The sequence below is a fragment of the Acidovorax sp. JHL-9 genome (genome assembly GCF_000426205.1).
Lineage (GTDB): Bacteria > Pseudomonadota > Gammaproteobacteria > Burkholderiales > Burkholderiaceae_C > Acidovorax > Acidovorax soli.
The window spans coordinates 214,663-240,195 of sequence record NZ_AUEX01000003.1 but is presented as its reverse complement, the minus strand read 5'-3'; the positions used below and the strand labels follow the sequence as shown (position 1 = coordinate 240,195).

The 25,533-nt window shown below is 63.0% G+C and carries 24 protein-coding genes and 1 tRNA gene; 21 read left to right on the top strand and 4 right to left on the bottom strand.

The features are described 5' to 3' along the window. Positions 1-56: 56 nt before the first annotated feature. Together K225_RS0104015 and K225_RS0104010 are read left to right on the top strand one after the other, a co-directional pair. Complete coding sequence (locus tag K225_RS0104015) at positions 57-863, top strand: TatD family hydrolase (RefSeq protein ID WP_026435214.1); 807 nt, start codon at positions 57-59, stop codon at positions 861-863. After that, a complete protein-coding gene (locus K225_RS0104010; protein ID WP_026435213.1) occupies positions 860-1,531 on the top strand; it encodes an ankyrin repeat domain-containing protein in 672 nt (223 codons plus the stop codon). The genes K225_RS0104015 and K225_RS0104010 overlap by 4 nt, the downstream gene beginning before the upstream one ends. 22 nt (positions 1,532-1,553) lie before the next feature. On the opposite strand, the gene msbA is transcribed toward K225_RS0104010, so the two are convergent. After that, a complete protein-coding gene (msbA, locus tag K225_RS0104005; protein WP_026435212.1) occupies positions 1,554-3,341 on the bottom strand; it encodes a lipid A export permease/ATP-binding protein MsbA in 1,788 nt (595 codons plus the stop codon). A 119-nt stretch (positions 3,342-3,460) separates the two neighbouring features. Between msbA and tolB the strand changes: the two genes are divergently transcribed. The 11 genes from tolB (at position 3,461) to modC (ending at position 13,573) form a co-directional block, all read left to right on the top strand. Next, positions 3,461-4,780: a Tol-Pal system beta propeller repeat protein TolB gene (gene tolB, locus K225_RS0104000; RefSeq protein WP_026435211.1), complete on the top strand. Its 1,320-nt coding sequence runs from the start codon at positions 3,461-3,463 to the stop codon at positions 4,778-4,780. A gap of 44 nt (positions 4,781-4,824) precedes the next feature. Next, positions 4,825-5,355 (top strand): peptidoglycan-associated lipoprotein Pal, encoded by a 531-nt coding sequence (pal, locus tag K225_RS0103995; protein WP_026435210.1) that lies wholly within the window; start codon positions 4,825-4,827, stop codon positions 5,353-5,355. Further along, positions 5,355-6,143 (top strand): tol-pal system protein YbgF, encoded by a 789-nt coding sequence (gene ybgF / locus K225_RS0103990; RefSeq protein WP_026435209.1) that lies wholly within the window; start codon positions 5,355-5,357, stop codon positions 6,141-6,143. Before pal ends, ybgF begins: the two co-directional genes overlap by 1 nt. Continuing rightward, positions 6,140-6,952: a ThiF family adenylyltransferase gene (locus tag K225_RS0103985; RefSeq protein WP_051248655.1), complete on the top strand. Its 813-nt coding sequence runs from the start codon at positions 6,140-6,142 to the stop codon at positions 6,950-6,952. The genes ybgF and K225_RS0103985 overlap by 4 nt, the downstream gene beginning before the upstream one ends. 62 nt (positions 6,953-7,014) lie before the next feature. Then, positions 7,015-7,090: transfer RNA gene (locus K225_RS0103980), tRNA-Lys, on the top strand. 651 nt (positions 7,091-7,741) lie between these two features. Further along, the gene (locus K225_RS0103970) at positions 7,742-8,932 is read left to right on the top strand and encodes an MFS transporter (protein WP_034711756.1); all 1,191 of its coding nucleotides are present in this window, start codon (positions 7,742-7,744) and stop codon (positions 8,930-8,932) included. Between the two features lie 189 nt (positions 8,933-9,121). Next, entirely contained in the window at positions 9,122-10,165 is a 1,044-nt protein-coding gene (locus K225_RS0103965) for a methionine ABC transporter ATP-binding protein (protein WP_026435205.1), read from the top strand. A 3-nt stretch (positions 10,166-10,168) separates the two neighbouring features. Next, positions 10,169-10,834 (top strand): methionine ABC transporter permease, encoded by a 666-nt coding sequence (locus K225_RS0103960; protein ID WP_026435204.1) that lies wholly within the window; start codon positions 10,169-10,171, stop codon positions 10,832-10,834. 141 nt (positions 10,835-10,975) lie between these two features. Further along, complete coding sequence (gene modA, locus K225_RS0103955; RefSeq protein ID WP_026435203.1) at positions 10,976-11,746, top strand: molybdate ABC transporter substrate-binding protein; 771 nt, start codon at positions 10,976-10,978, stop codon at positions 11,744-11,746. Between the two features lie 80 nt (positions 11,747-11,826). Further along, the gene (modB, locus tag K225_RS0103950) at positions 11,827-12,504 is read left to right on the top strand and encodes a molybdate ABC transporter permease subunit (protein ID WP_026435202.1); all 678 of its coding nucleotides are present in this window, start codon (positions 11,827-11,829) and stop codon (positions 12,502-12,504) included. Position 12,505: 1 nt separating this feature from the next. Beyond that, positions 12,506-13,573: a molybdenum ABC transporter ATP-binding protein gene (gene modC, locus K225_RS0103945; protein WP_026435201.1), complete on the top strand. Its 1,068-nt coding sequence runs from the start codon at positions 12,506-12,508 to the stop codon at positions 13,571-13,573. 28 nt (positions 13,574-13,601) lie between these two features. On the opposite strand, the gene K225_RS0103940 is transcribed toward modC, so the two are convergent. Together K225_RS0103940 and K225_RS0103935 are read right to left on the bottom strand one after the other, a co-directional pair. Beyond that, the gene (locus tag K225_RS0103940) at positions 13,602-14,561 is read right to left on the bottom strand and encodes a tripartite tricarboxylate transporter substrate binding protein (protein WP_034711754.1); all 960 of its coding nucleotides are present in this window, start codon (positions 14,559-14,561) and stop codon (positions 13,602-13,604) included. Between the two features lie 172 nt (positions 14,562-14,733). Continuing rightward, complete coding sequence (locus tag K225_RS0103935) at positions 14,734-15,825, bottom strand: tartrate dehydrogenase (protein WP_026435199.1); 1,092 nt, start codon at positions 15,823-15,825, stop codon at positions 14,734-14,736. 163 nt (positions 15,826-15,988) lie between these two features. On the opposite strand from K225_RS0103935, the gene K225_RS20315 reads away from it, so the two are divergent. The 4 genes from K225_RS20315 to K225_RS0103915 all read left to right on the top strand — a co-directional run bounded on the left by K225_RS20315 (position 15,989) and on the right by K225_RS0103915 (position 20,078). Further along, the gene (locus K225_RS20315; RefSeq protein WP_238323180.1) at positions 15,989-17,020 is read left to right on the top strand and encodes a LysR substrate-binding domain-containing protein; all 1,032 of its coding nucleotides are present in this window, start codon (positions 15,989-15,991) and stop codon (positions 17,018-17,020) included. Next, positions 16,956-18,041, top strand: a complete 1,086-nt coding sequence (locus K225_RS0103925) for a DUF6817 domain-containing protein (protein ID WP_026435198.1) — start codon at positions 16,956-16,958, stop codon at positions 18,039-18,041. The genes K225_RS20315 and K225_RS0103925 overlap by 65 nt, the downstream gene beginning before the upstream one ends. 101 nt (positions 18,042-18,142) lie before the next feature. Continuing rightward, on the top strand, positions 18,143-18,940 hold the full coding sequence (locus K225_RS0103920) for a MetQ/NlpA family ABC transporter substrate-binding protein (RefSeq protein ID WP_026435197.1): 798 nt from the start codon (positions 18,143-18,145) through the stop codon (positions 18,938-18,940). Positions 18,941-19,304: 364 nt separating this feature from the next. Then, positions 19,305-20,078, top strand: a complete 774-nt coding sequence (locus tag K225_RS0103915; RefSeq protein WP_026435196.1) for an IclR family transcriptional regulator — start codon at positions 19,305-19,307, stop codon at positions 20,076-20,078. A 48-nt stretch (positions 20,079-20,126) separates the two neighbouring features. Here K225_RS0103915 and K225_RS0103910 read toward each other — a convergent pair whose 3' ends face one another. Next, entirely contained in the window at positions 20,127-21,704 is a 1,578-nt protein-coding gene (locus K225_RS0103910) for an FAD-binding oxidoreductase (RefSeq protein ID WP_238323179.1), read from the bottom strand. Here K225_RS0103910 and K225_RS0103905 point away from each other — a divergent pair. The 4 genes from K225_RS0103905 to K225_RS0103890 all read left to right on the top strand — a co-directional run bounded on the left by K225_RS0103905 (position 21,703) and on the right by K225_RS0103890 (position 25,529). Further along, entirely contained in the window at positions 21,703-22,719 is a 1,017-nt protein-coding gene (locus K225_RS0103905; RefSeq protein WP_026435194.1) for a TRAP transporter substrate-binding protein, read from the top strand. The genes K225_RS0103910 and K225_RS0103905 overlap by 2 nt on opposite strands. A gap of 78 nt (positions 22,720-22,797) precedes the next feature. After that, positions 22,798-23,280 (top strand): TRAP transporter small permease, encoded by a 483-nt coding sequence (locus K225_RS0103900; RefSeq protein WP_026435193.1) that lies wholly within the window; start codon positions 22,798-22,800, stop codon positions 23,278-23,280. Then, positions 23,277-24,560: a TRAP transporter large permease gene (locus K225_RS0103895; RefSeq protein ID WP_026435192.1), complete on the top strand. Its 1,284-nt coding sequence runs from the start codon at positions 23,277-23,279 to the stop codon at positions 24,558-24,560. Before K225_RS0103900 ends, K225_RS0103895 begins: the two co-directional genes overlap by 4 nt. A gap of 54 nt (positions 24,561-24,614) precedes the next feature. Next, positions 24,615-25,529: an acetaldehyde dehydrogenase (acetylating) gene (locus K225_RS0103890; RefSeq protein WP_026435191.1), complete on the top strand. Its 915-nt coding sequence runs from the start codon at positions 24,615-24,617 to the stop codon at positions 25,527-25,529. The last annotated feature ends 4 nt before the right edge of the window (positions 25,530-25,533 follow it).

The following is a 25,533-nucleotide window of genomic DNA, read 5'->3' as shown; positions in this document are numbered from 1 at the left end:
TTGGTGATCCTGTGCCGACCCGCGCTGGCAGGTCGGCTTTGTTGTTTCAAGACCGCATGTTTACCGATTCGCACTGTCACCTCACTTTTACGGAACTGCTCAGCCAGTTGCCCGCCATTCGCCAGGCCATGGCCGATGCCCAGGTGGATCGGGCCTTGTGCATCTGCACCACCATGGAAGAGTTCGATGGTGTGCATGCGCTGGCGCTGGCGCATGACAATTTCTGGAGCACCGTGGGCGTGCACCCCGACAACGAGGGCGTGACCGAGCCCTCGGTGCAAGACCTGCTCCGCTGCGCCGCGCTGCCCCGCGTGGTGGCCATTGGCGAGACGGGCCTGGACTATTACGGCATGGAAGACCGCAAGGGCGGCCGCAGCATTGCCGACCTGGAATGGCAGCGCGAGCGCTTTCGCACCCATATCCGCGCCGCGCGGGCCTGCGGCAAGCCCCTGGTGATCCACACCCGCAGCGCCTCGGGTGACACCCTGGCGATATTGCGCGAAGAGGGTGAGGACGGTGCGGGCAATCTGGCGGGTGGCGTGTTCCACTGCTTCACCGAGTCGATGCAGGTGGCGCGTGCCGCGCTGGATCTGGGCTACTACATCTCGTTCTCGGGCATCGTCACGTTCAAGAGCGCGCAGGACCTGCGCGACGTGGCGGCCTATGTTCCGCTCGATCGCATGCTGATCGAGACCGACAGCCCCTACCTGGCGCCCGTGCCGTACCGGGGCAAGACCAACAATCCCTCGTATGTGCCCCTGGTGGCCCAGCAGATCGCCCAGACGCGGGGCATTGCGCTGGAGGCGGTGGCGCAGGCCACCAGCCGCAATTTCGAGGCATTGTTCAAAGGAGTCGTGGCATGAGCCTGCAACGCCGTTCCGTGCTGGCCCTGGCGCTGGTGGCTGCGAGTGCGATGGCGCATGCCGGTTCGTACGACGATTTCTTCACGGCCATTTTGCGCGACGATGGCGCCACTATTTCAGCGCTGCTGCGCAGGGGCTTTGACCCGAACACGCGCGACCCCAAGGGGCAGGCGGGTTTGTCGATGGCATTGCAGCTGGATTCCCGCAATGCCTTTGCGGCGCTGATGGGCGCACGGCAGTTGAATGTGGAAGCACGCAACGCGCAGGACGAAAGCCCGCTGATGCTGGCAGCCATCAAGGGCAACATCGATGCGGTCAAGGCACTGATTGCGCGGGATGCCGACGTGAACAAGCCGGGCTGGACAGCCCTGCACTATGCAGCGTCGGGCACCACGCCCGAGCACACGGCCATCATCGCCTTGCTGCTGGAGCACCATGCCTACATCGATGCCGCGTCGCCCAATGGTTCCACGCCCCTGATGATGGCCGCGCAGTACGGCACGAGGGAAGCGCTGCAACTGTTGCTGGACGAGGGCGCAGACCCTGCACTGAAGAACCAGCTGGGGCTGACTGCCAGTGACTTTGCCCTGCGGGTCGATCGCAGGGACGCGGCCGAGGCCATTGCCGCTGCCACTCGACGCCGCCAGCCGAACCGCGGCAAGTGGTAACGGACGGCCGAGTGCGCCGGCGCTAACCGGCGGCCGGGCGATTCTGCAGTCGGGAATAGAGCCCGCCGCTGGCCATCAAGGCGCTGTGCGTACCTTGCTCTGCAATGCGGCCCCGCTCCATCACCACCACGCGGTCTGCATGTTCGATGGTGGACAGGCGGTGGGCAATGACCAGTGTGGTGCGCCCGTGCATGAGCCGTTGCAAGGCCTCCTGCACCAGTCGCTCTGACTCGGTATCCAGCGCGGAGGTGGCCTCGTCCAGGATGAGGATGGGGGCATCCTTGTACAAGGCCCGCGCGATGGCCAGGCGCTGGCGCTGACCGCCGGAGAGCTGGGTGGCATTGTGGCCCACCACGGTGTGGATGCCCTGGGGAAGCGCGGCCACATGCTCTGTCAGGTTCGCAGCCGCAAGGCATTCGTGTACCCGTTGTTCATCCACGGAGCTGCCCAAGGCCACGTTGGTGGCAATGGTGTCGTTGAACATCACCACATCCTGGCTGACCATGGCGAATTGCGCACGCAGTGCATCCAGGCGCCATTCGGCCAAGGGGTGGCCGTCCAGCAGTATCTGCCCGGCAGAAGGGCTCACGAATCGGGGCAGAAGGTTCACCAGGGTGGTCTTGCCGGCACCCGAGGGGCCGACCAGGGCCACGATTTCCCCCGGTTGCACGGACAGGTTTACGCGGTCCAGGGCGAGGGCATGCTCCGGGCCAAAAGACACGGTCACGTCCTGCAGGGTCAGGGCGCCTTTTGCGCGCTCGGCGGTGTAATGGCCGCCGGTTTCCGCCACCGCATCGCTGAGCAGCGCAAGGCCGCGTTCCAGCGCCGCCAGGCCGCGGGTGATCGGGTTGGCCACATCGGCCAGCCGGCGGATGGGCGCAATCAGCATGAGCATGGCGGTGATGAACGAGACAAAGCCGCCCACCGTCACCTCGCGGGTGTCTGCCGCGCCCCGGCTTTGCCACAGGGCGATGCAGATCACCGTCGAGAGCGCGGCGGCGGCCAGCAACTGGGTCAGCGGTGTCATGGAGGACGACGCAATGGTCGATTTGATGGCCAGCCGGCGCAGGCTCCGGCTCAGGTGGCCAAAGCGCTCTGCCTGGCCCGCTTGCGCGCCGTGCAGGCGCACCATCCGATGCGCCAGGACGTTTTCTTCCACCACATAGGCCAGCTCGTCTGTTGCCTGCTGGCTGCTTTTGGTCAGGCTGTACAGGCGTCGCGACAGGGTCTTCATGATCCAGGCGACACCGGGAACCACCACGGCCACAATCAGCGTGAGTTGCCAGTTCAGGTAAAGCAGGTAACCCAGCAGGGCGATGAGCGTGAAGCCGTCGCGCGACAGGCCCATCAATGCCTGCACCAGCAGGGTGGAGCCTGACTGCACCTCGTACACCACGGTGTTGGAGAGCGCGCTGGCCGACTGGCGGCTGAAAAGGGCCATCTCTGCTGCCAGTACACGATCGAACAGCGCCTGGCGCAGCGCCAGCATGCCTTCGTTGGCAATGCGCGCCAGCGCATACTGGGCCACGAACTGTGCCAGCCCCCGCACCAGAAAAACACCCATGATTGCAAGCGGCACCATCCACAGTTGCAGCGTGCCCTGGGTGAAGCCACGGTCGAGCAGCGGTTGCAGCAAGGCGGGAATGAGCGGTTCGGTCGCGGCGCCCACCAGGGTGGCCACAATGGCAACGATCCAGGCGAGGCGATGGTGCCCGAAATAGGTCGAGAGCCGCGCCAGTCGGGCGCGCAGGCTGGGTGGGGGTGAAGGCGCGGCGGGATCCGCCTGGGCATTCGTATCGGTGGCTTGCATGTGGGGCGGATTCTACGTTTCGCCGCGTACCCATTGCACAGTTTGTCACAGGGGGGCGTCGATGGTGTGTAACATTGGCGCCTGTCCACCGGCTTTCGTTCGGTTTCCGCTGGCTGCCAATGACCACTGATCGCACACCTCATTCCATGCTCTCCGCGGCCTTGCCGCAACCCCTGCGCCGCCACCTGATGGCCGCGTTGATTTCCACCCCCGCCTTGCCCGCACTGGCGCAATTTCGTGTCGAGGTCACGGGCGTTGGCCTGACCCAGCTGCCAGTGGCCATCGCCCCGTTTCGTGGCGAGGCGCAATCCCCGCAGAAGATCGCAGCCATTGTTCAGGCCGACCTGGAGCGCAGCGGGCAATTTCGCGCGGTGGATGCATCCGGCGTTGCGCTGGATGAGACCTCGCGCCCCGATGTGGCCCTGTGGCGGCAAAAGAGTGCTGACTCCCTCGCCACCGGAAGCGTGACACGGCTTGCAGACGGGCGTTTCGACGTGCGCTTTCGCCTGTGGGATGTGGTGCGCGGCCAAGACCTCGGGGGCCAGAGTTTTGTGGTCAGCCAAGGCGATCTGCGCCTGGTGGCGCATCGCATTGCCGACTTCATCTATGAAAAACTGACCGGCGAGCGCGGTGTTTTCTCGACACGCATCGTGTATGTCACCAAGGCGGGCACGCGCTACAGCCTCTGGGTGGCCGATGCTGACGGCGAGAATGCGCAGTCCGCCTTGTCCAGCCCCGAGCCGATCATTTCCCCGGCCTGGGCGCCCAATGGCGGGCAGATTGCCTATGTGTCGTTCGAGTCGCGCAAACCCGTGGTGTATGTGCACGACGTGGCAACGGGCCGGCGCCGGCTCATTGCCAATTTTCGCGGCTCCAACAGCGCGCCTGCCTGGGCACCGGATGGTCGCACCCTGGCTGTCACCCTGAGCCGGGACGGGGCCTCCCAGCTCTACACCATCGATTCCAATGGTGGTGAGCCTCGCCGATTGATGCAAAGTGCCGGCATTGATACGGAGCCCGTGTTTTCCAGCGACGGCCGCAGCATTTATTTTGTGAGTGACCGCGGCGGTGCCCCCCAGATCTACAAAGTGCCCACCACTGGCGGCAACGCCCAGCGCGTGACCTTTACAGGCACCTACAACATTTCGCCCAGCATCAGCCCGGACGGCCGCTGGCTTGCTTACATCTCCCGCATCAATGGGGCGTTCAAGCTGCATGTGATGGATCTGTCATCGGGTGCTGTTTCGGCCATTACCGATACCAGTGCCGATGAAAACCCCAGCTTTGCCCCGAACAGCCGCCTGATCGTTTACGCAACGCAGCATCAAGGCCGGGAAGCCCTCATGACCAGTACCCTCGATGGAAAGATCAAGGCACGGCTCGCAGGGCAGGGCGGCGACATTCGCGAACCCGATTGGGGTCCGTTTCAGAAGCAGTGAACCTTTTGGCACATTTTTATACCAAGCTTGCAGGAGAATTTTGGATGATCAAACGCATTTCCCTCGCCATTACCGTTGCCGCCCTCATGGCGGGTTGTAGTTCGGGTGTCAAGCTCGACGACGTTCCCGTTGAAGACAAGACGGCAGTCCCCACCACAGGTGGCAGTGGCGGGGCCAATGCCGGACAGGCCGGTGTGGCAGGTGTCAATCTGGGGCAATCCGCACGCGACGCGGCTGGCCCGGTAGGCGTCAGCCGCCTGGTGTACTTTGACTACGACAGCTATGTCATCAAGCCAGAATTCCAGTCACTGATCGAGGCCCACGCCCGTTTCATCAAGTCCAGTGGCAACCGCAAGGTCATGGTGGAGGGCCACACCGACGAGCGCGGTGGTCGCGAGTACAACCTGGCCCTGGGCCAAAAGCGTGCAGAGGCTGTGCGCCGCTCGCTCGGTTTGCTGGGCGTTTCCGACAACCAGGTGGAAGCCGTGAGTTTTGGCAAGGAAAAGCCGGCGGCGCACGGTAACAGTGAAGATGTGCACGCGCAAAATCGCCGCGCCGAACTGTCCTACCGTTGATGCGCGCAGCAACGTTTCCCATGCCGGCAGCGCTGCTGGCGCTGGTGCTGTCGTGTGCCTTTGCTTCCACCAGCCACGCTGCGCTGTTTGAGGATGACGAGGCACGGCGTGCCATCCTTGAATTGCGGCAGCGGGTGGATGCGCTGCAGCTGGCCAACCAGCGGTCCGCAGACGATCTTCGCAAATCGGGTGATGACAACTCCCAACAGAGGCGCAGCTTGCTGGATCTGCAGACGCAGATTGAAACGTTGCGCGTGGAGCAGGCCACGTTGCGTGGACAGAACGAGCAGCTGTTGCGCGATGTGGGGGAACTGCAGCGTCGCCAGAAAGACATGGCGCAAGGTGTCGATGAGCGCTTGCGCCAGTTTGAGCCCGTGAAAGTGACGGTGGATGGACTGGAGTTCCAGGCCGATGCCGCCGAAAAACGTGATTTCGAGGCCGCGCTGGCAATCTTCCGAACGGGCAAATTCGCAGAAGCCAATACGGCTTTTGCTGGCTTTGTCCGCCAGTACCCGCGCAGCGGTTACGTGCCTTCGGCGCGGTTTTGGCTGGGCAATGCGCAGTATGCAGCGCGTGAGTACAAGGAGGCCATCGGCAACTTCAGGTTGTTGATGTCCGGCTCGCCAGGTCACGCGCGTGCCCCCGAAGCGGCCTTGTCGATTGCCAACTGCCAGATCGAATTGAAGGAAACCCGCGCGGCCCGCAAGACCCTGGAAGATCTGCTGCGGGCCTATCCCCAATCCGAAGCCGCCGTGGCCGCGAAAGAGCGGTTGTCGCGCCTCAAATGACGGCAGTGAGCGTGCCCGCCGTCGTCGCTTCCGTGGCGGACGACGCGGGCTCCGATGTGGACCAGCAGCGCCGTTTTGGCGGGCTCGAGCGCCTCTACGGCGTTGCCGGCGCTGCACGTATCGCGCAGTCCCATGTGGTCGTGGTGGGTATCGGCGGCGTTGGTTCGTGGGCAGCCGAAGCCCTGGCACGCAGCGGCGTGGGGCGCATCACCCTGGTTGATCTCGACCATGTCGCCGAATCCAACATCAATCGGCAGATTCATGCGCTGACCACGACGGTGGGCCAGGCCAAGGTGCTGGCTATGCAGGAGCGCATTGCGCTCATCAATCCCCATTGCGAGGTGTTGTGCGTCGATGATTTCGTCACGCCGGAGAACTGGCCGAACTTGCTGGCAGGGCCGATCGACGCAGTGATTGACGCCTGCGACCAGATCAAGGCCAAAACAGCGATGGCAGCCTGGGCACGCGATACGGGAACGCTTTTTGTGAGCGTGGGTGCCGCGGGAGGCAAGCGGCATGCGCACAAGATCGATATTGAAGATCTCAGTGCCACAACGCACGACCCGTTGCTGGCGCAATTGCGCTACCGGTTGCGCAAACACCACCAGGCCCCGCGTGAAGCACGCAAGATGGGTATCACCTGTGTATTCAGCCGCGAGGCCGTGGCCGCGCCCGATGCGTCCTGCGCGGTGGAGGGGGATGGCAGCCTGAATTGCCATGGTTACGGTTCTGTCGTGGCCGTGACGGCAACCTTTGGCCAGTGCGCTGCAGGATGGGTGCTTGACAAACTGGCCACCGATTCCAGGTAGGTCAAAAAAATCACGCTATAATTCAAGGCTTTGCAGCAGTCGATAAAACTATTGCTGCAATTGGGACGTTAGCTCAGTTGGTAGAGCAGCGGACTTTTAATCCGTTTGTCGTGGGTTCGACCCCCGCACGTCCCACCAAATTCAATAGGCCCCTGTAGCAATACAGGGGCCTATTTTGTTATTCAGTTTCTTGCAAAAACGGTGGGGACCCGTCCGTCCCGCCTGTGTCGTGGCGAATGGCATGGTGATGCTGCCCTTGCCGTCGCTGCGGTGCAGGTTTGTCATGCCTGAGGGCCGATCAACTGTCGCCCAAGTCCCGTGATGCAGAGCACCTCGACTGCCGCTCTTGAGGACGCTGCCATCGCAGAAATCTTGGCCTCGATGTAGCCTCGGGACCACAGCCACTGGACCAGGGCGAGCTGGTAGGGGTGGGTGACTCGCACGGCGTTTTTCCTGCGTTCCAGCGCCAAGGCGAGTTGTCTGAGATATGCGACTGGCATGGCAAGTCCTTGGTCCTGGGATTTCGCTGACGGTCTGATTGCACACCACTCCAGTGGTCCAAAGGTTACTTCCTGTCAATTTTTCAAGCACGCGTATCTGCACACGAATGATGGCGCTGGGTGTGAGGGATCTTTGCCTGTTTTGGCCATTGGCGCTGATGCATCAAGCGCAGGGAGCTATTGTTTTGATAGTTTCTGCAACGGGCGATGAGGGTTCGGATCAGCTCAGGGTGCAGGGAATCCGGCGGTGCGATAGCAGCTTGCGGCCTGCCACTCGACAATGGGCGACATGACCCCTTCTCCCATGATGCTGCGCCTGATGGGCTTGGCGGCCTTTTCCAGCATGGCGTCGATGCGCGTGTGTGACCCCATGCTGATTGCGCTGTCGCACGAGTTTCAGGCGACAACCGGCGATGCATCCGCCGTGATCGCGGCATTCGCCGTGGCCTATGGCGTCCTGCAACTGGTGTATGGCCCGCTGGGTGATCGGCTGGGCAAGGTGCAGGTGATCATGGGCGCCACGGCGGCCTGTGCGCTGTTCAGTGCCGTCACGGCGCTGGCGCCCAGCCTGGCGGTACTGGTGGTTTCCCGCGCTGCCATGGGGGCAGCGGCGGCGGGCATCATTCCGTTGTCGATGGCCTGGATAGGCGACCAGGTGCCCTATGCGCAGCGGCAGGAAACCCTGGCGCGGCTCATGGGCGCCACCGTTACCGGGATGATGACCGGCCAGTGGTTTGGGGGCTTTGCCACCGAGAACTTCGGCTGGCGGACCGCGTTTGCCGTGCTGGCCATGCTGTTTCTGACGGCTGCGGTGCTGCTGTTTCGCCATGCCCGCGCGGGGCTTGCGGCGGCCTCTGCGGTGAATGCGGACGCCCCCGCGTTTTCACTGCTCGCCTACCTGGCAGGGGTGGTCCAGCTGCTGCGCATGCCGCGCGTGCGCTGGGTGCTGACCGTGGTGGCCATCGAAGGCGCCCTGGCCTTCGGCACGCTGGCCTTTGTGCCCGCCCGCCTGACGGGAGGTTTTGGCTTGTCAGCCTCGACCGCAGGGGGCGTGATGGTGCTGTATGGGGTGGGTGGCCTGCTGTACAGCGTGTTTGCGCGGCGCTGGCTGGCCTGGCTGGGTGAGACGGGACTGGCGCTGGCGGGATCAGCGCTCATTGCCAGCGGCCTGCTGTTGCTGGCGTGGGCACCCGTGGTGGCCTGGGCCGTGCTGGGTTGCTTCCTGGCGGGGCTGGGCTTTTACATGCTGCACAACACTTTGCAGACGCAAGCAACGCAGATGGCGCCGCAGGCGCGGGGCACTGCCGTCACGCTGTTTGCCTGCCTGCTGTTTCTGGGGCAATCCACGGGCGTGGTGGTGGCGGCGACCAGCGTGGACCGGGGTTGGCTGGCAGCGGTGTTCACCGGTGCCGCGTTGGGGGTGCTGGCCCTCGGCGCGTTGGTTGCGCGCGGACTGCAGGCCCACCACCGGCCGGCGTGAGGGCTCCCACCCCTGCCGGGATCTTCCGGGACATGTGCCAATGACGGTGCCGCGTGGCCAAATAACCAGATGGTCTTATTACTTTATTTTTTGATATTTTGATGGTTTATATTTTTTGATTACAGTTCAGCCTCCCTCCAACTTCTTGCGCTGCGGTGGCCCCAGGCCCTCGCGGCGCAATGTCATTTCATGATCGATTTACGGGGTATCACCCAGATTTATCCGGGCCCACAAGGCCCGGTCGAGGCCCTGCGCGGCATCGACCTGCACATCACGCCGGGCGAAGTGTTCGGCATCATCGGCCGCAGCGGTGCGGGCAAAAGCTCTCTGGTGCGGGTGATCAACCTGCTCAACCGGCCCACCCGGGGTGAGGTGATCGTGGCAGGCCGCGACCTCACGCAACTCAATGACGCCGATCTGCGCGCCGCGCGCCGCGACATCGGCATGGTGTTCCAGCACTTCAACCTGCTGTCGTCGCGCACGGTGTTCGACAACGCCGCGCTGCCCTTGGAACTGGCGGGCATGGACAAGGCGGCCATCCGTGCGCGGGTGAACCCGCTGCTCGATCTCGTGGGCTTGTCGGCACTGGCCGACCGCTACCCCGCGCAGATTTCGGGCGGACAAAAACAGCGCGTGGGCATTGCGCGTGCGCTCGCCAGCCGCCCCAAGGTGCTGCTGAGCGACGAGGCCACGTCCGCGCTTGATCCTGAAACCACGCGTTCCATCCTGGCGCTGCTGCGCCAGGTGAACAAGGAGCTGGGCCTCACGGTGGTGCTGATCACGCACCAGATGCAGGTCATCAAGCAGGTGGCCGACCGCGTGGCGGTGATCGATGCCGGGCGCATCGTGGAGCAGGGCCCCGTGCTCGACGTGTTCACGCGCCCGCAACAGCCCATCACCAAGAGCCTGATCGATGAGATCGTGCCGCAGGAGCTGCCCGCCAGCGTGCTCGACCATGTGCGCCATCTGTCGGGCCAGCTGCAGGGCGGCGTAGGCCAGCTGCTGCGCCTGTCGTACTCGGGCGAGCGGGCCTACCAGCCCATTCTGTCGCGCCTGATCCGCGAGCACGGGCTGGACCTGTCCATCCTGCACGGCCAGATCGACGAGATCCAGGACCAGACCTTCGGCTCGCTGGCTGTGTACGCCAGCGGCGACGGCGCCCGGCTGCAGACCGCCATTGCGCAGCTGCGCGGCGAAGGCGTGGTGGTGCAAGAAGTGACAACGGAAGGCTGAGCGATGTTCGAGAATTTTTCAGAAATGATGCTGGAGCTGTTTGCCACCTCGCTGTGGGAAACCATCGTGATGGTGGGCATCTCGGGCGTGGTGGGTGGCCTGATCGGCATTCCGCTGGGGGTGTTCCTGCGTCTCACGGACCGGGGCGGTGTGCTCGAAAACAGCCCGCTCAACAAGACCGTGGGCTGGATCGTGAACGCCGTGCGCTCCACGCCGTTCATCATCTTGCTGGTGGCCATCATCCCGTTCACGCGGCTGATCACGGGCTCGTCCATCGGCACGGCGGCTGCCGTGGTGCCGCTCACGCTGGCGGCTGCACCGTTCATCGCCCGCCTGGTGGAAACCGCGCTGCGCGAAGTGGACAACGGCCTGGTCGAGGCCGCCCAGTCGATGGGGGCGACCACCGGCCAGATCGTCTGGAAGGTGCTGCTGCCCGAGGCCCTGCCGGGCATCGTGGCCGGCCTGACCATCAGTTTTGTGAGCCTGACCGGCTACTCGGCCATGGCCGGTGCCATTGGCGGCGGCGGCCTGGGCGACCTGGGCATCCGCTATGGCTACCAGCGCTTTTTGCCCGACATCATGCTGGCCGTGGTGGTGGTGCTGATCTTCTTCGTGCAGGCCATTCAAAGCCTGGGTGACTGGGCGGTGAGGCGCCTGAGCCATCGCTGATTGCTATAAATACAATAGCTTGTGAGGCTGCTGTATAGGCGCCAGAGGCTTATACGTTAAAGGCGGACCTGGTCGCATCGACAGGCCTGCTTGGGAAGGCAGCGATGGGCGGGGCCGGATGCGTGCCGTATGCTTGTGGCCATGCATTTTTTTCGCCCTTTGCTGCTTGCCGGCGTCCTGCTGTTTGCCGCCTCGGCCCATGCCGGGAAAATCACCGTGGCGGCTGCGGCCGATCTGAAGTTCGCCATGGACGAGATCGTCACCACCTTCCAGCAGGCCCACAGCGCCGGCCAGGTGGAGGTCATCTACGGCTCGTCAGGCAAGTTCCACACCCAGATCCAGCAGGGCGCGCCCTACGACCTGTACTTTTCTGCCGACATTGCCTTTCCGCGCGCGCTGGCCAAGGCCGGATTGGCCGCCTCCGAGGTCAAGCCCTATGCCCTGGGGCGCATCGTGCTGTGGAGTGCCGGCATGGACGCCCGCCAGATGACGCTGGCCAGCCTGGCCGACGCCAAAATCGCCCGCGTCGCCATCGCCAACCCCCGGCATGCGCCCTATGGCAAGCGCGCCGAAGAAGCGCTGCGGGCTTCGGGCCTGTGGGGCAAGGTCGAACCCAAACTGGTCTATGGCGAGAACATCGCCCACACCGCACAGTTCGTGCAGACCGGCAATGCGCAGGTGGGCATCATCGCCCTGGCCCTGGCGGCCAGTCCCGAACTGGCCAGAAAGGGCGGTTACTGGCTCATACCAGACGACCTGCATGCGCCGCTGGAGCAGGGTTTCATCATCACCCGGCGGGCAGAAAACAACGCGCTTGCCCGGCAGTTCGCCGATTACATGGGCAGCAAGGCCGCCCGTGCCGTGATGACCCGGTATGGTTTCGTCCTCCCCGGCGATGCGGCCAGCAAGTAGGGCGCTGGCGTGCGTGCAGGCATGGGCCACGGCTTGGGCTGCGTCGGCGGGGCGTCCTGTGATTCGTGGGAGGCAAGGCCATGCTGACGGACGGTGACCTGCAGGCTCTCTGGCTGACCGTGCGCCTGGCGGGCCTGGTCACCCTGATCCTGCTGCTGGTGGGGACACCCATTGCCTGGTGGCTGGCGCGCACCGCGTCGCGCTGGAAGGGGCCGATTGGCGCCGTGGTGGCCTTGCCGCTGGTCTTGCCGCCCTCGGTGCTGGGCTTTTACCTGTTGCTGGCCATGGGGCCCAGCGGCCCGGTGGGGCAACTCACCCAGGCACTGAACCTGGGGCCACTGCCTTTCACTTTTGGTGGACTGGTCATCGCCTCGGTGTTCTATTCGCTGCCTTTCATGGTGCAGCCGCTGCAAACGGCTTTCGAGGCGGTGGGCGACCGGCCGCTCGAAGTGGCCGCCACGCTGCGCGCCTCGCCGCTCGATGCCTTCTTTACCGTGGCCGTGCCGTTGGCGGCGCCGGGTTTTCTGACGGCCTCGGTGCTGACTTTCGCCCACACCGTGGGCGAGTTCGGGGTGGTGCTGATGATGGGCGGCAACCTGCCCGGCGTGACCCGCGTGGCCTCGGTGCAAATCTACGACCATGTGGAAGCGCTGGAATATGTGCAGGCGCACCGGCTGTCGGCGGTGATGCTGGTGTTCTCGTTTGTGGTGCTGCTGGCCCTGTATGCCTGGCGCCCGCAACCCAAGAGGGGTGGCTGACATGGCGGGCATCCAGGCGCGTTTTCGGCGCGAGTGGCCGGGCTTTTCCCTTGACGTGGACCTGGGTTTGCCGGGGCGCGGCGTGACTGCGCTGTTCGGTCCGTCCGGCTCGGGCAAGACGAGTGTGCTGCGCTGCATCGCCGGGCTGGAGCGCGCCCCGCAAGGGCGCCTGGTGGTGGGCGGTGACGTGTGGCAAGACGCTGGCCGCTGGGTTCCGGCGCACCAGCGCCCCATTGGCTATGTGTTCCAGGAGGCCAGCCTGTTTGCCCATCTGACGGTGATGGGCAACCTGCGCTATGGCATGAAGCGCAGCCGGGGCATGCAGCAGGCGGGCTTCGATCAGGCCATTGCCCTGCTGGGTATCGGCCACCTGCTCGATCGCAAGCCCGACACCTTGTCGGGGGGGGAGCGCCAGCGGGCCGGGATTGCGCGGGCATTGGCCGTCAACCCCCGCCTGCTGCTGATGGACGAGCCGCTGGCCGCGCTCGACCCGCAGCGCAAGCAGGAAATCCTGCCCTTCCTGGAGCGCCTGCGCGATGAACTGGACATCCCCGTGCTGTATGTCAGCCACGCACCCCATGAAGTGGCGCGGCTGGCCGATACCCTGGTGGTGATGGATGGCGGCCGGGTCGTGGCCAGCGGGCCGCTGGCGCAAACGCTGACCCGCATCGATCTGCCCATCACGCTGGGGGAAGACGCTGGCGCTGTGCTCGATGCCACGGTGGGCGAGCGCGATCATGCATGGCATCTGGCGCGCGTGGATTTTTCGGGGGGCAGCCTGTGGGTGCGCGACCAGGGCCTGCCCGTGGGCCGCAGCGTTCGGGTGCGGGTTCTGGCGCGGGATGTGAGCCTGGCGCAAGAGCCGGGCAGCAGCAGCATCCAGAACGTGTTGCGCGGCTGCGTCGACGCCGTGGGAGACGACCAGCACCCCGGCCTTGCGCTGGTGCGCGTGCGCGTGGGTGACGCCATGCTGCTGGCCCGGTTGACCAAACGATCGGCCGCGTCGCTGGGTGTCGCGCCGGGGCGCATGCTGTGGGTGCAGATGAAATCGGTGGCCTTGATGGAGTGATGCCAGCAGGCCAGCAGGCAGCCCGGGCTCACTCGGTCGATATCTTGTTTTCTGCGACCAGCTTGGCAAAACGTGCGGTGTCGGCCGCTATCTGCTCGGCCATTTGCGCTGCTGTGTTGCCGATGGGCTCGGCGCCGATGTCTTGCATGCGCTTCTTGAAGTCGGGCGACTGGATCACCTTGACCATCTCGGTGTTCAGTTTGGCCACGATGTCGGCAGGCGTGCGTGCGGGGGCCAGCACACCGAACCAGGTGCCGATGTCAAAGCCCGCAAAGCCGCTCTCCTGCAGCGTCGGCACGTCGGGCAGCGAAGACGACCGCTTGGCCGTGGTCACGGCCAGGGCGCGCAGCTTGCCGGCCTTGATGTGCGGCAGCACGGGCGTCACGGTGTCGAACGACATCGACACCTGCCCGCCGAGCAGGTCGGTGGTCAGCGGGCCGCTGCCCTTGTAGGGCACATGCAGCAGCGGCTGGCCAATGGCGGTGGAGAACTGCGTGCCGATCAGGTGCTGCGCGGTGCCTGCGCCGTTGGAGCCGTACGAGAACCTGTCGGGCGTGGCCTTGATCAGCGCCACCAGCTCCTTCACATCCTTGGCGGGCGTGGCGGCGCTCACCGCCAGCACGTTGGGCACCAGGGCCACGGTGGTGATGGGCGCAAAGCTCTTTTGAAAGTCGTAGCCGAGTTTTTTGTACACGCTGGTGGCAATGGTGTGGTGCACCGCGCCCATCAGCAGCGTGTAGCCGTCGGCGGGGGCCTTGGCCACGTAGTCGGCCCCAATGGTGGCGCCCGCGCCGCCCCGGTTTTCCACGATCACGGGCTGGCCCAGCGCCGTGCTGAGTTTTTCGCCCAGCGCACGCGCCAGCACATCGGTGGTGCCACCCGCCGCAAACGGCACGACGATGGTGACGGGTTTGCTGGGCCAGGCCTGCGCGTGGGCGGCCGTGCCGGGCAGTAGGCAGGCGGCTGCGGCCACCGCTGCCAGGGCCATCAGGTGCTGGCGGCGCAGCGAGTGGGTGATGGGGGTGGGACCGGGGGTAGGGCGGTGCATGGTTTGTCTCCTAAAGGGTGGTGGTGCGGCGGGTGCGTGGCCTTCGCGGCCTTGTGGTTCTGTTCACCGGGCGGCGCCCCGGCCCGTCTGTGCGGGCCGTGGGCATGCGCGGTCAGGCAGCTTTGCGCGCGGCCGATGCGCTGCCGATCAGCGCGCACACTGCATCGGTCACCTGCGCCGTGGTGGCCGTGCCGCCCAGGTCGCGGGTGTGCAGGGCCGGGTTGGCGGTGACCTGCTCGATGGCCTGCATCACGGCGCGGGCCGCGCCGGCCTCGCCCAGGTGTTCCAGCAGCATCACCACTGACCAGAAGGTGCCGATGGGGTTGGCCAGGCCCTTGCCCATGATGTCGAAGGCCGAGCCGTGGATGGGCTCGAACATGCTGGGGTAGCGGCGCTCGGGGTCGATGTTGCCGGTGGGCGCAATGCCCAGGCTGCCCGCCAGCGCGGCAGCCAGGTCGCTGAGGATGTCGGCATGCAGGTTGGTGGCGACGATGGTGTCCAGCGTGGCGGGGCGGTTGACCATGCGGGCCGTGGCGGCGTCCACCAGTTCCTTGTCCCATTGCACATCGGGGAACTCGGCAGACACCTGCGCGGCAATCTCGTCCCACATCACCATGGCATGGCGTTGCGCGTTGCTCTTGGTGATGACGGTGAGCAGCTTGCGGGGGCGCGACTGCGCCAGGCGGAAGGCGTAGCGCAGGATGCGCTCCACGCCCACGCGGGTCATGATGGACACATCGGTGGCCGCCTCGATGGGGTGGCCCTGGTGCACGCGGCCGCCCACACCGGAGTACTCGCCCTCGGAGTTTTCGCGCACGATGACCCAGTCCAGGTCCCTGGGGGTGCAGCGCTTCAGGGGCGCATCAATGCCCGGCAGGATGCGCGTGGGTCGCACGTTGGCGTACTGGTCGAAGCCCTGGCAGATCTTCAGGCGCAGGCCCCACAGGGTGATGTGGTCGGGGATGTCGGGGTCGCCAGCCGAACCGAACAGGATGGCGTCCTTGCCGCGCAGGACGTCCAGCCCATCGGCCGGCATCATCACGCCGTGGGCGCGGTACCAGTCGCCGCCCCAGCCGAAATTCTCGAAGTCAAAGCGCAGGTGCGGGTGGTGGGCCGCCAGGGCTTGCAGCACGCGTTGGCCGGCGGGAATGACTTCCTTGCCGATGCCGTCTCCGGGGATGGTGGCGATTTGGTAGGTTTTCATGCGATGTCTTGGTGGAAACGTGGCGGAATGGCCCGTGCAGGGATGGCGGGCGGTGGAGAACAAGGCGGTAAAGCCCCGCAGTGAGAAGAACTTTAGGCGTGGACGGGTCTTCAGAACGGCGCTAGAGTGAATCCATCGTTAACCTGAGGTTAAGAGAGATTCGATGAGCTCCACCATCCAGCCCGCAGAACTGGGTTTCTTTTCGGCGCTGGCCGCCAGCCCCAGCCTGAGTGCCGCGGGGCGCGAAATGGGCATCTCCACGGCGGCAGTCAGCAAACACCTGGCGCAGATGGAACGCCGCCTGGGCGTGGTGCTCATCAACCGCACCACCCGGCGCATGGGCCTCACCCCGGAGGGTGAACTGCTGCTGGAGCACGCGCGCCGCATCCTGCGCGAGATCGATGCGCTCGATGAACTCATCGTGCAGTCCAAGGCCAGCCCCAAAGGCCTGCTGCGCGTGAACGCCACCCTGGGCTTTGGCCGCATGCATGTTGCTCCGGTGATCTCGGACTTTGTGCGCCGGTACCCCGAGGTGGATGTGCAGCTGCAGCTGTCGGTGCACCCGCCGCCCATCACCGATGACGCCTACGACCTGTGCGTACGCTTTGGCGAGCCGCCCGACGGCCGCGTGATCGCCCGCCGCATCGCGCCCAACCGGCGCGTGCTGTGCGCCGCGCCTGCCTACCTGGACCGCCACGGCAGGCCCCGGGTGCCGCGCGACCTGATGGCGCACCAGTGCATCGGCATCCGCCAGGGCGACGAGGCCTATGGCCTGTGGCGCCTGACCACCGGGCGCGGCAGCAAGGCGCACACCGAGTCGATCAAGATCACCGGCAACCTCACCACCAACGACGGCGAGATCGCCGTGCTGTGGGCGCTGCAGGGCCACGGCATCGTGATGCGCGCCGATTGGGATGTGAACCGCCACCTGGCGCAGGGCCTGCTGGAGCCCGTGCTGCCGCAGTACCACACACCGGCGGCCGACATCTATGCGGTGTACCCGCAGCGGCACCAGTTTTCGACGCGGGTGCAGGCTTTTGTGGGTTTTCTGGCCGAGGCGCTGGCAGCGTCGGGGGCGCCAAGCACCGATACTGTGCACTTCACCGACCGATCGACGGAGACAACACGCCATGACCCTGCGCTTGCACCCCCTGGACCAGCAGCTTTTTATCCGCGCCCAGGCGCTGCTGGATGACGAGTGGATTTCCCACGACCCCGACCTGGCCCCGGTGCTGCCCACCGTGCTGGCCCGCAATGTGGGGCAGGACTGGCACAAGGCGGGCACCTTCCGCCACCACCTGGTGGGTGTGGCGCGCTCGCTCACGCTGTGGCAGCAACCGCGTGATGTGCGTCTGCTGGGCTTGCTGCACAGCGTGTACGGCAATGCCTTTGTGGATCTGGTCAAGTTCGACCCGGCCAGCGAGCGTGCCCGCCTGCGCGATCTGGTGGGCGAGCCGGCCGAGCTCCTCGTGTACCTGTTCTGCACACAGTCGCGCACGCAGTTCGTGCAGCGCGTGCTGGGCGGTGGGCTGCAGGCCGATGGCAGCCTGGCGCTCGACAAGGACGGGCAGCGCCATGTGCTCACGCCCTACGAGGTGGCCGCCTTCATTGTCGTGAGCATGGCCGACACCATCGAGCAATGGTTCAGCTGGCAGGACGATATCTACTCGCGCTTTCCCAACGTGCAGCACCGCCCGCAGGCCGTGCACTGGGCGGCATCGCTGTGGCCCGGGCCCATGCGGCCCACGGGGCGCATGCTGCACCAGATCGCAGGGCTGGGGCAGGCGCTGCAGCACCCTGGGCTCGTGGGGCTGCTGCCCCTGCCGCCGGTGTTTGCCGGCTGCACGCAGCACCTGTCGGTGGCGGCCGAGTCGGCGGCCACCTCGCTGTACTGGTCGGTGATCCAGCAAGACCAGCCACTGGTGGATGTGGACGTGGCCACCGCCGTGCTGGAACAGGCTGTGCGGCACAACCCCTGGGTGGGCGAGCCGCAGATGGTGCTGGCGCAGCTGTACCTGTCGGCGGGCCGGCATGACGACGCCAAGCATGCCGCCCAGAGCGCGCTGCAGTGCTTCAGCGCCTGGGGCAATGCCTGGGACAAGCGCGTGCAGTGGGACGCCTGGGTGGCCTGGACGCGCATCCTGCTGCAGTCCGCCACCGATGCCAGCTGGCCCGAGCGGCTGGACAAGCTCAACAACGTGGCGCTGCGTGCCTGATTTGTTATTCGATATGGAGCTAAGAAAATAGAAAAACAGTTGTTTGTGTTTTATAGGGTCAACCCTAAGATACGAAACATCTCATAACGAAAGGTGTTTCCGTGAACAAGCGCTCCCTGCTGCAATCCACCCTCGCTCTGGCCCTGGCTGCCGGTTTCACCACGGGCGCGCTGGCGCAGGACAAGCCGCTCAAGATCGGCGTGACGGCGGGCCCGCACGCCCAGATCTTCGAACAGGTCAAGAAAGTGGCCGAGAAAGACGGCCTGAAAATCCAGGTGATCGAGTTCAGCGACTACGTGCAGCCCAACGCGGCCCTGGCCGCGGGCGACCTGGACGCCAACGCCTACCAGCACAAGCCTTACCTCGATGCCCAGGTGAAAGACCGGGGCTACAAGCTTGTTTCGGTGGGCTACACCGTCAACTTCCCCATGGGCCTGTACTCGAAGAAGGTCAAGGGCCTGAACGAGCTCAAGGAAGGCGCGCGTTTTGGCCTGCCCAACGACCCCACCAACGGCGGCCGCGCGCTGTTGCTGTTGCAGGACCTGGGCCTGATCAAGCTGAAAGATGGCGCCGGCCTCAAGGCCACGCCGCTGGATGTGGTGAGCAATCCCAAGAAGCTCAAGTTTGTCGAGCTGGACGCCGCCCAGCTGCCGCGCTCGCTCGATGACCTGGATGCCTCGGCCGTCAACACCAACTTTGCGATCTCGGCCGGCCTGAACCCCAAGACGGACGCCATCGCCCTGGAAAACGCCAAGAGCCCCTATGTGAACCTGATCGCCGTGCGCGAAGCCGACAAGAACAAGCCCTGGGTGCCCAAGCTGCTCAAGGCCTACCAATCCGAGGAGATCCGCAAGTTCATCGAAGTGGAGTTCAAGGGATCGGTGCTGCCCGGATTCTGATTCTTGCTTCCCAAGAAAGCTGCTGGCGCTTTGCAATCAAGCGCCAGCAGCTTTTTTTTGCGATGGCCTGGTTGCGTGAGGGTGAGCGTCGGAGATGCTGGCTGCGACACCGAGCCCAGCCCTGCCTCCATGTGCAGTCTTGCCGGCTACACCCGGACGCTGCCGTATGCTGAAATCCTTGTTGCTGGATCCCGTCCTGTGCCAGTGCGGGGCCGTCTTCTTGGCACAATGGCGCGGTTGCACAAGGACGCAAAAGCTCGGGGAAAATGGAACCATCGACACAGTGATTCTGACACTCCCCAAGGCCATGGGGATGCCCCGGTCTGAGTCACGCCGAAGCCGGCCGATGCGGTCAGACAGATCAATGAACACCACAGAAAAAGAAGATGTCAAAAAAGCGCTGACCAGCCAGACCCTGGTACGGGGCTTGGATGTGATCGAGGCGGTGTCGGACGGCCCGTTGAGCATTTCCGATATTGCGCACAAGACGGGTATCACCTACGGCACGGCGCACCGGATTGTGTCGGTATTGGTCCAGCGCAGTTACCTCAAGCACGACAAGACCAAGGGCTACACCCTGGGCCGCAAGGTGCTGGAGCTGGGCTTTCAGGCTTTCCATCAGACGACGCTCATGCACGTCGCCCATCCATTCCTGGAAAAACTGGCCCTCGACACACTGGATACCGTGCATCTCGCCCGCATCGAGGGCGACTCCGTGGTCTATCTTGACAAGATTTTCAGTCGACGCTCCGTGGAAATCAGTTCGAGAATCGGCGGGCGCAAACCGCTGATCAGCACAGGCGTGGGCAAGGCGCTGATCCTGGACTGGAGCGAGAGCGAGTGGGAGGCGCTGCACAACCGCAATGCGCACCTTCTGCGCAAAAAAATGACGCAATCCGAGTGGCTGGATTTGATGCGCGGCTATGCGCAAGGCGATTATTCCTTTGATTCTGGTGAGGACGAGCAGGCCATCCGGTGCGTCGCAGCCCCAGTGCGTGATGGCAGCCGCAAAATCGTGGCGGCCATCAGTGTGTCCAGTACCCTGGAATACATGGACCCTGAGCGCATGCAGATGCTGATTCCTGTTGTCAAACAGGCGGCCGCGCAAATCAGCGCCGAACTGGGAATGCGCGCATGAAACGACCTGCGGTAGCGTGGCCGCAGGACACTCTGCCGGGCCTCTGGCTTACAGGATTTTTCCAGGATTGAGGATGTTTCCTGGGTCCATGGCGTTTTTCAAGATCTTCATCAGCGCTATCTCTTGCGGACTGCGGCTGTGGCCTAGCCACTTTTTCTTGTGCAGGCCAATGCCATGCTCGGCCGAAACGGATCCGCAGAAGTCGCGAACAATGGCATAGAACGCGTCTTCCACCTGGTGTTCGGTGACGCCATCCGCAGGAATCGGACCCACCACTGCGTGGATGTTGCCGTCCCCCACATGTCCAAAAAAGACGACTTTCAGGTGAGGAAAACGCGTCGCCATGACCTCCATGAGTTTTTCAACGCAGTTTCCAATGGTGGAAATCGGGACCGACAAATCGAAATTGATGGTCGGGGCGTTGAGTTTCAGCATCTCTGACACGGAGTCGCGCAGGGCCCAGAAATCCTGGGTCTCGGCATGCGACTGCGCAATGGCTGCATCCACGACCCACCCTTGTGCCATGGCTTCTTCCAGCATGGCCTGAAAACGTCCCGCCTCGATTTCGGGGGTGGCCCCTTGCATGTCCAGCAGCACATACACCGGATGGTGGGCGAGCAGCGGTGTCCTGACACCTGGAACGGACGTGGCGGCGCGGTAATAGTCAGGCCACATGACCTCAAAAGCGCTGACCTGGCCCGACAGCGCTTGCTGAGCATGGCGCAGGAGTTGCACCACGGCATCAAAACCGGTCAGGGCAACCAAGGCCGTGTTGGCTCCGGAAACTCCCGGATGCAGCCGCAGCACAGCCTGGGTAATGACACCCAGAGTTCCCTCACTGCCGATGAACAGGTGCTTGAGGTCAGGACCCGCATTGTTCTTGACCATTTGGTTCAACATTGACAGCACCGTGCCATCAGCCAGTACGACCTCCAGGCCCAGCACCAGCTCCCGCGCCATGCCGTAGCGGATCACGCGGTTGCCTCCGGCATTGGTGGCGAGGTTGCCGCCAATCTGGCAGGAGCCGCGTGACCCCAGGTCCAGGGCGTAGAGAAAACCTGCTTGCTGTGCCGCCTCCTGAATGGCTTGCAGGGGGGTTCCCGCCAGAACGGTCATGGTCGCCGAGCCGGTGTCGATGGCGGTAATGCCGCTCATTCGCTCCAGGGACAAGATCACGCTGCCGTGGCTGGGCACTGCGCCGCCGGCCAGGCCCGTCAGGCCGCCCTGTGGCGTCACGGCCTGGCCGTGGGCATGGCAGATACGTAATACCTGTGCGACTTGCTGGGTGTCGCGCGGTCGCACCAACGCCAGTGGCGTGCCACCGCTTTCATCGCTCCAGTCGTTCAGGTATTTCACGCCGATCTGATCGCCGGTCAGGACATCGGTGTCTCCCAGTTCCTGCCGCAAAGCGGCTACCACGGCGAATGCGAGGTCAGAGGGCGTCGGGTTGCATGAGGAGGGCAGAGGGAGGGTCATGAATGCAGCTTTCTGGTCATAAATTTGCACATGTTGAAAGTCAATTCTAAAAATTGACACAATTCTAGACTGACCCCTAGAATCCGCGGCTGCAGATCCCGAGTTGACGAGACTCCTCAACCCCTTACTTCCTCTGGAAAAAATCGACATGATTTTCAAAGCACCCCAACTGCTGTCACGCCGCGTTGCCATGATGCTCGGCCTTTGTGCCTTCTCTTTTGGACTCTCCAGCCAGGCCGTCGCGGCTGAAAACATTGTGCTCAAGGTGGGGCATGCAGCAACGGCCAGCAACACCGGCCATCTCGCTTTGGAGTTTCTGGGTAAAGAGCTGAAAGAAAAGACCAAGGGTCGCATCAGCATGGAAATTTTTCCCAATGCGCAGTTGGGCAGCGAGCGCGAACTGGTGGAAAGCATCCAGTTGGGCAACGTTGACATGGCGTTTGTTTCTTCTGCCTTGCTGGGCAATTTCAACAAGCAATTCTTTGCGCTGGACATTCCCTTCATGTTCAAGGATCGTCCCGGCGTTTATCGCGTTCTGGATGGCGCAATCGGCCAAGGCCTGCTCGACAGCTTGAGCAAGGTCGGCATCCAGGGTGTCGGTTACTGGGAAAACGGTTTTCGCCAGCTGACGAACAGCAAAAAAGTAATCAAGAGCCCTGATGACCTGAAGGGCATGAAGATGCGCACCATGGAAAACGAGGTGCACATTGCCGCCTGGAAAGCCATTGGTTCAAACCCCGCACCATTGGCTTTTGGCGAGCTTTTCACCGCGTTGCAACAGGGGACCTTTGATGCACAAGAAGGCCCGATCAATCTGTTCTACGACATGAAGTTTCAGGAGGTTCAAAAATTCATCACCAAGACAAATCACGTTTATTCGCCGTTTGTCGTGCTGCTGAGCCCCAATGTGTACAAACGCTTCAGCGAAGAAGACAAGAAGATTTTCGCCACTGCATTCAGCAATGCCAAGGTGTACCAGCGTGACCTGGCCCAGAAAGCCGATGCCAAAGCAGAAGCCGCCATGCCCAAGGTGACCTTCACCACGCTGACGCCGCAAGAGTTTGCGAAGTTCGCTGACAAGATGGGCCCCATCTACGATCAGGTGAAGAAGAAGGTGGGCCCTGAAATCGTTGACAAGATTCTCGCGGAAGTCAACAAGAAGTAATTCGCCTTTTCCATCTCAATGGTCAGGTAGGTTGCGGCAGCTCTGCTGCCGCAATCCATTGCGGGCCAAGGAAATCAGATGTTCAAAATAATTGACAAGAATCTCGAAGAGGTTCTTTTGGTGTTTCTGCTGTCGCTCATGTCCGTGCTCATCGGTGTGCAGATCGTCATGCGGTATGTGGTGGGGGAGTCTCTGACATGGTCAGAGGAATTGGCCCGTTATTGCTTTATCTGGGCTACCTATATCGGCGTGAGTTACGCCGTCAAGGTGGGTGCCCATATTCGTGTTGATGCCGTCACGAACCTGTTGCCAGTATCGACCCGGCGCTACGTGAATCTATTTTCTTATTTCATGTTCATCGTCTTTGCGGCACTGGTCATGAAGGAAGGCTACGCCCTGACTGCAAAAATCTTCAGCTTTGGCCAGGAGTCGTCTGCCCTGGGTCTGCCCATGGGTTATGTCTATATGGCACCTGCGGTAGGTTTTGGTTTGGTGGTTTTTCGAATTCTTCAAAAAATGGTTGAAGAAGTGCAAATGATCCGCAAGGGAGATCCCGCATGATTTCCTTTTTGCTGTTTGGACTTTTTCTTGCCTTGCTGCTGACAAGCGTACCCATCGCCATCTCCCTGGGACTGGCCGCCACCGGGGCATTGCTGTACAGCGGCAAGGTAAGCAGCAGCTACATCGCGCAGGGGCTGGTCACCTCGATCGACTCGTTTCCCCTGATGGCGGTGCCGTTCTTCATTCTGGCGGGTGATCTGATGGGCCATGGCGGTCTGTCCAAGCGCCTGCTCAATGTGGGCAACGTCTTTTTTGGCCGTTTCACGGGCGGCCTGGCCATCATTGCCGTAGTAACCTGCATGTTTTTTGCAGCCATTTCCGGCTCGGGACCAGCCACCGTGGCAGCTGTCGGCACGATCTTGCTGCCCGCCATGGTGCGCGACGGTTATCCCAAGGGCTTCTCGATTGGCCTGGTGGCCTCAGCCGGCTGCATGGGCATCATTATCCCGCCCAGTATTCCGATGGTGATCTACGCCACGTCTTCCAACGTATCGATCAGCGCCATGTTTCTGGCCGGAGTCATTCCCGGGTTTTTGATTGGTTTGGCGCTGATTTTGGTGGCGTACTACAAATCGAAAAAGAGCCATTACCGCGGTGCCGATAAAAAATACTCGGCCAAGGAGATCATGGCGACCGTCAATGATGCCAAGTGGGCATTGCTGGTGCCTTTGATTATCCTGGGGGGTATTTACGGCGGTATTTTCACGCCGACCGAAGCGGCTGCCGTGGGTGTCATCTACGGCTTTGTTGTGGGCGTCTTTGTTTACAAGGAACTCAAGTTCAAGGACTTGTACCGGATCATTGCCGGTTCGGCGCTGACTTCGGCTTCCGTCATGATCATCGTGGGTACGGCCACCATTTTTGGGCGGGTGCTGGCGATTGAGCGCATCCCGGTCCTGATTGCCGAATTCATCGTGCAACTGACCAGCAGCCCCATGCTCATTTTGATGCTCATCAACGTGCTGCTGCTGTTTGTCGGCATGTTCATGGAAACCTTGGCTGCCATCATCATTTTGACGCCAATCCTGCTGCCAGTGGTAATGGCGGTGGGCGTGGATCCGGTGCACTTTGGCATTGTGATGATTGTCAATCTGGCCATTGGCTTGGTCACACCCCCTGTCGGGGTCAATCTTTTTGTGGGGGCCCGAGTCGGTGGTTCGACGCTGGAAGCCGTATCCAAGGGCAGCATTCCCTTTTTGATCGCGATGCTTATCGTGCTCATGCTGGTGAGCTATATGCCGTCGCTGTCGCTGTTCCTTCCCAAACTCATGGGTATGTAATTCAAGCCGCGATTTCCAATCCGACGGTGCAATTTCGTGAAAGCAATCTCAATCATGACTACCAAAATCAAATGCGCTCTGATCGGGCCCGGTAACATTGGCACCGACCTGCTGGCCAAATTGCAGCGCAGCCCGGTGCTGGAGCCAGTCTGGATGGTCGGCATCGATCCTGAATCCGACGGACTCAAACGCGCCCGTGAACTGGGCATCAAAACCACCGCCGAGGGCGTGGATGGCTTGGTGCCGCACATGCAAGCCGACGGTGTGCAGATCGTCTTTGACGCCACCAGCGCCTACGTGCACGCTGAAAACAGCCGCAAGGTGAATGCCCAGGGTGCTTTGATGATCGACCTGACACCAGCCGCCATCGGTCCTTTTTGCGTGCCACCGGTCAATCTGGCCGAGCACGTGGGCAAGGGCGAGATGAATGTCAACATGGTCACCTGCGGTGGCCAGGCCACCATTCCCATGGTGGCTGCCGTGTCACGCGTGCAGCCGGTGGCGTATGGCGAAATCGTGGCAACGGTGTCGAGCAAGTCGGCCGGCCCAGGCACGCGCAAGAACATTGACGAATTCACGCGCACCACAGCGACTGCGGTGGAAAAAGTGGGGGGTGCCAAAAAAGGCAAGGCCATTATCATTTTGAATCCGGCCGAGCCGCCTCTCATCATGCGTGACACCGTGCACTGCCTGACCGAGACAGAACCCGACCAGGCCAAGATCACCGAGTCGATCCACGCGATGATCAAGGAAGTCCAAAAGTATGTGCCTGGCTACAAGCTGGTCAACGGGCCGGTGTTTGACGGCAACCGCGTCTCGGTGTTTCTGGAGGTCGAAGGCCTGGGTGACTACCTGCCCAAATATGCCGGCAACCTTGACATCATGACGGCGGCCGCCGCGCGCACCGCAGAGATGTTTGCCGAAGAAATCATTGCTGGCCGGCTCACGCTCAAAGCCACAGCCGCCTGAACCG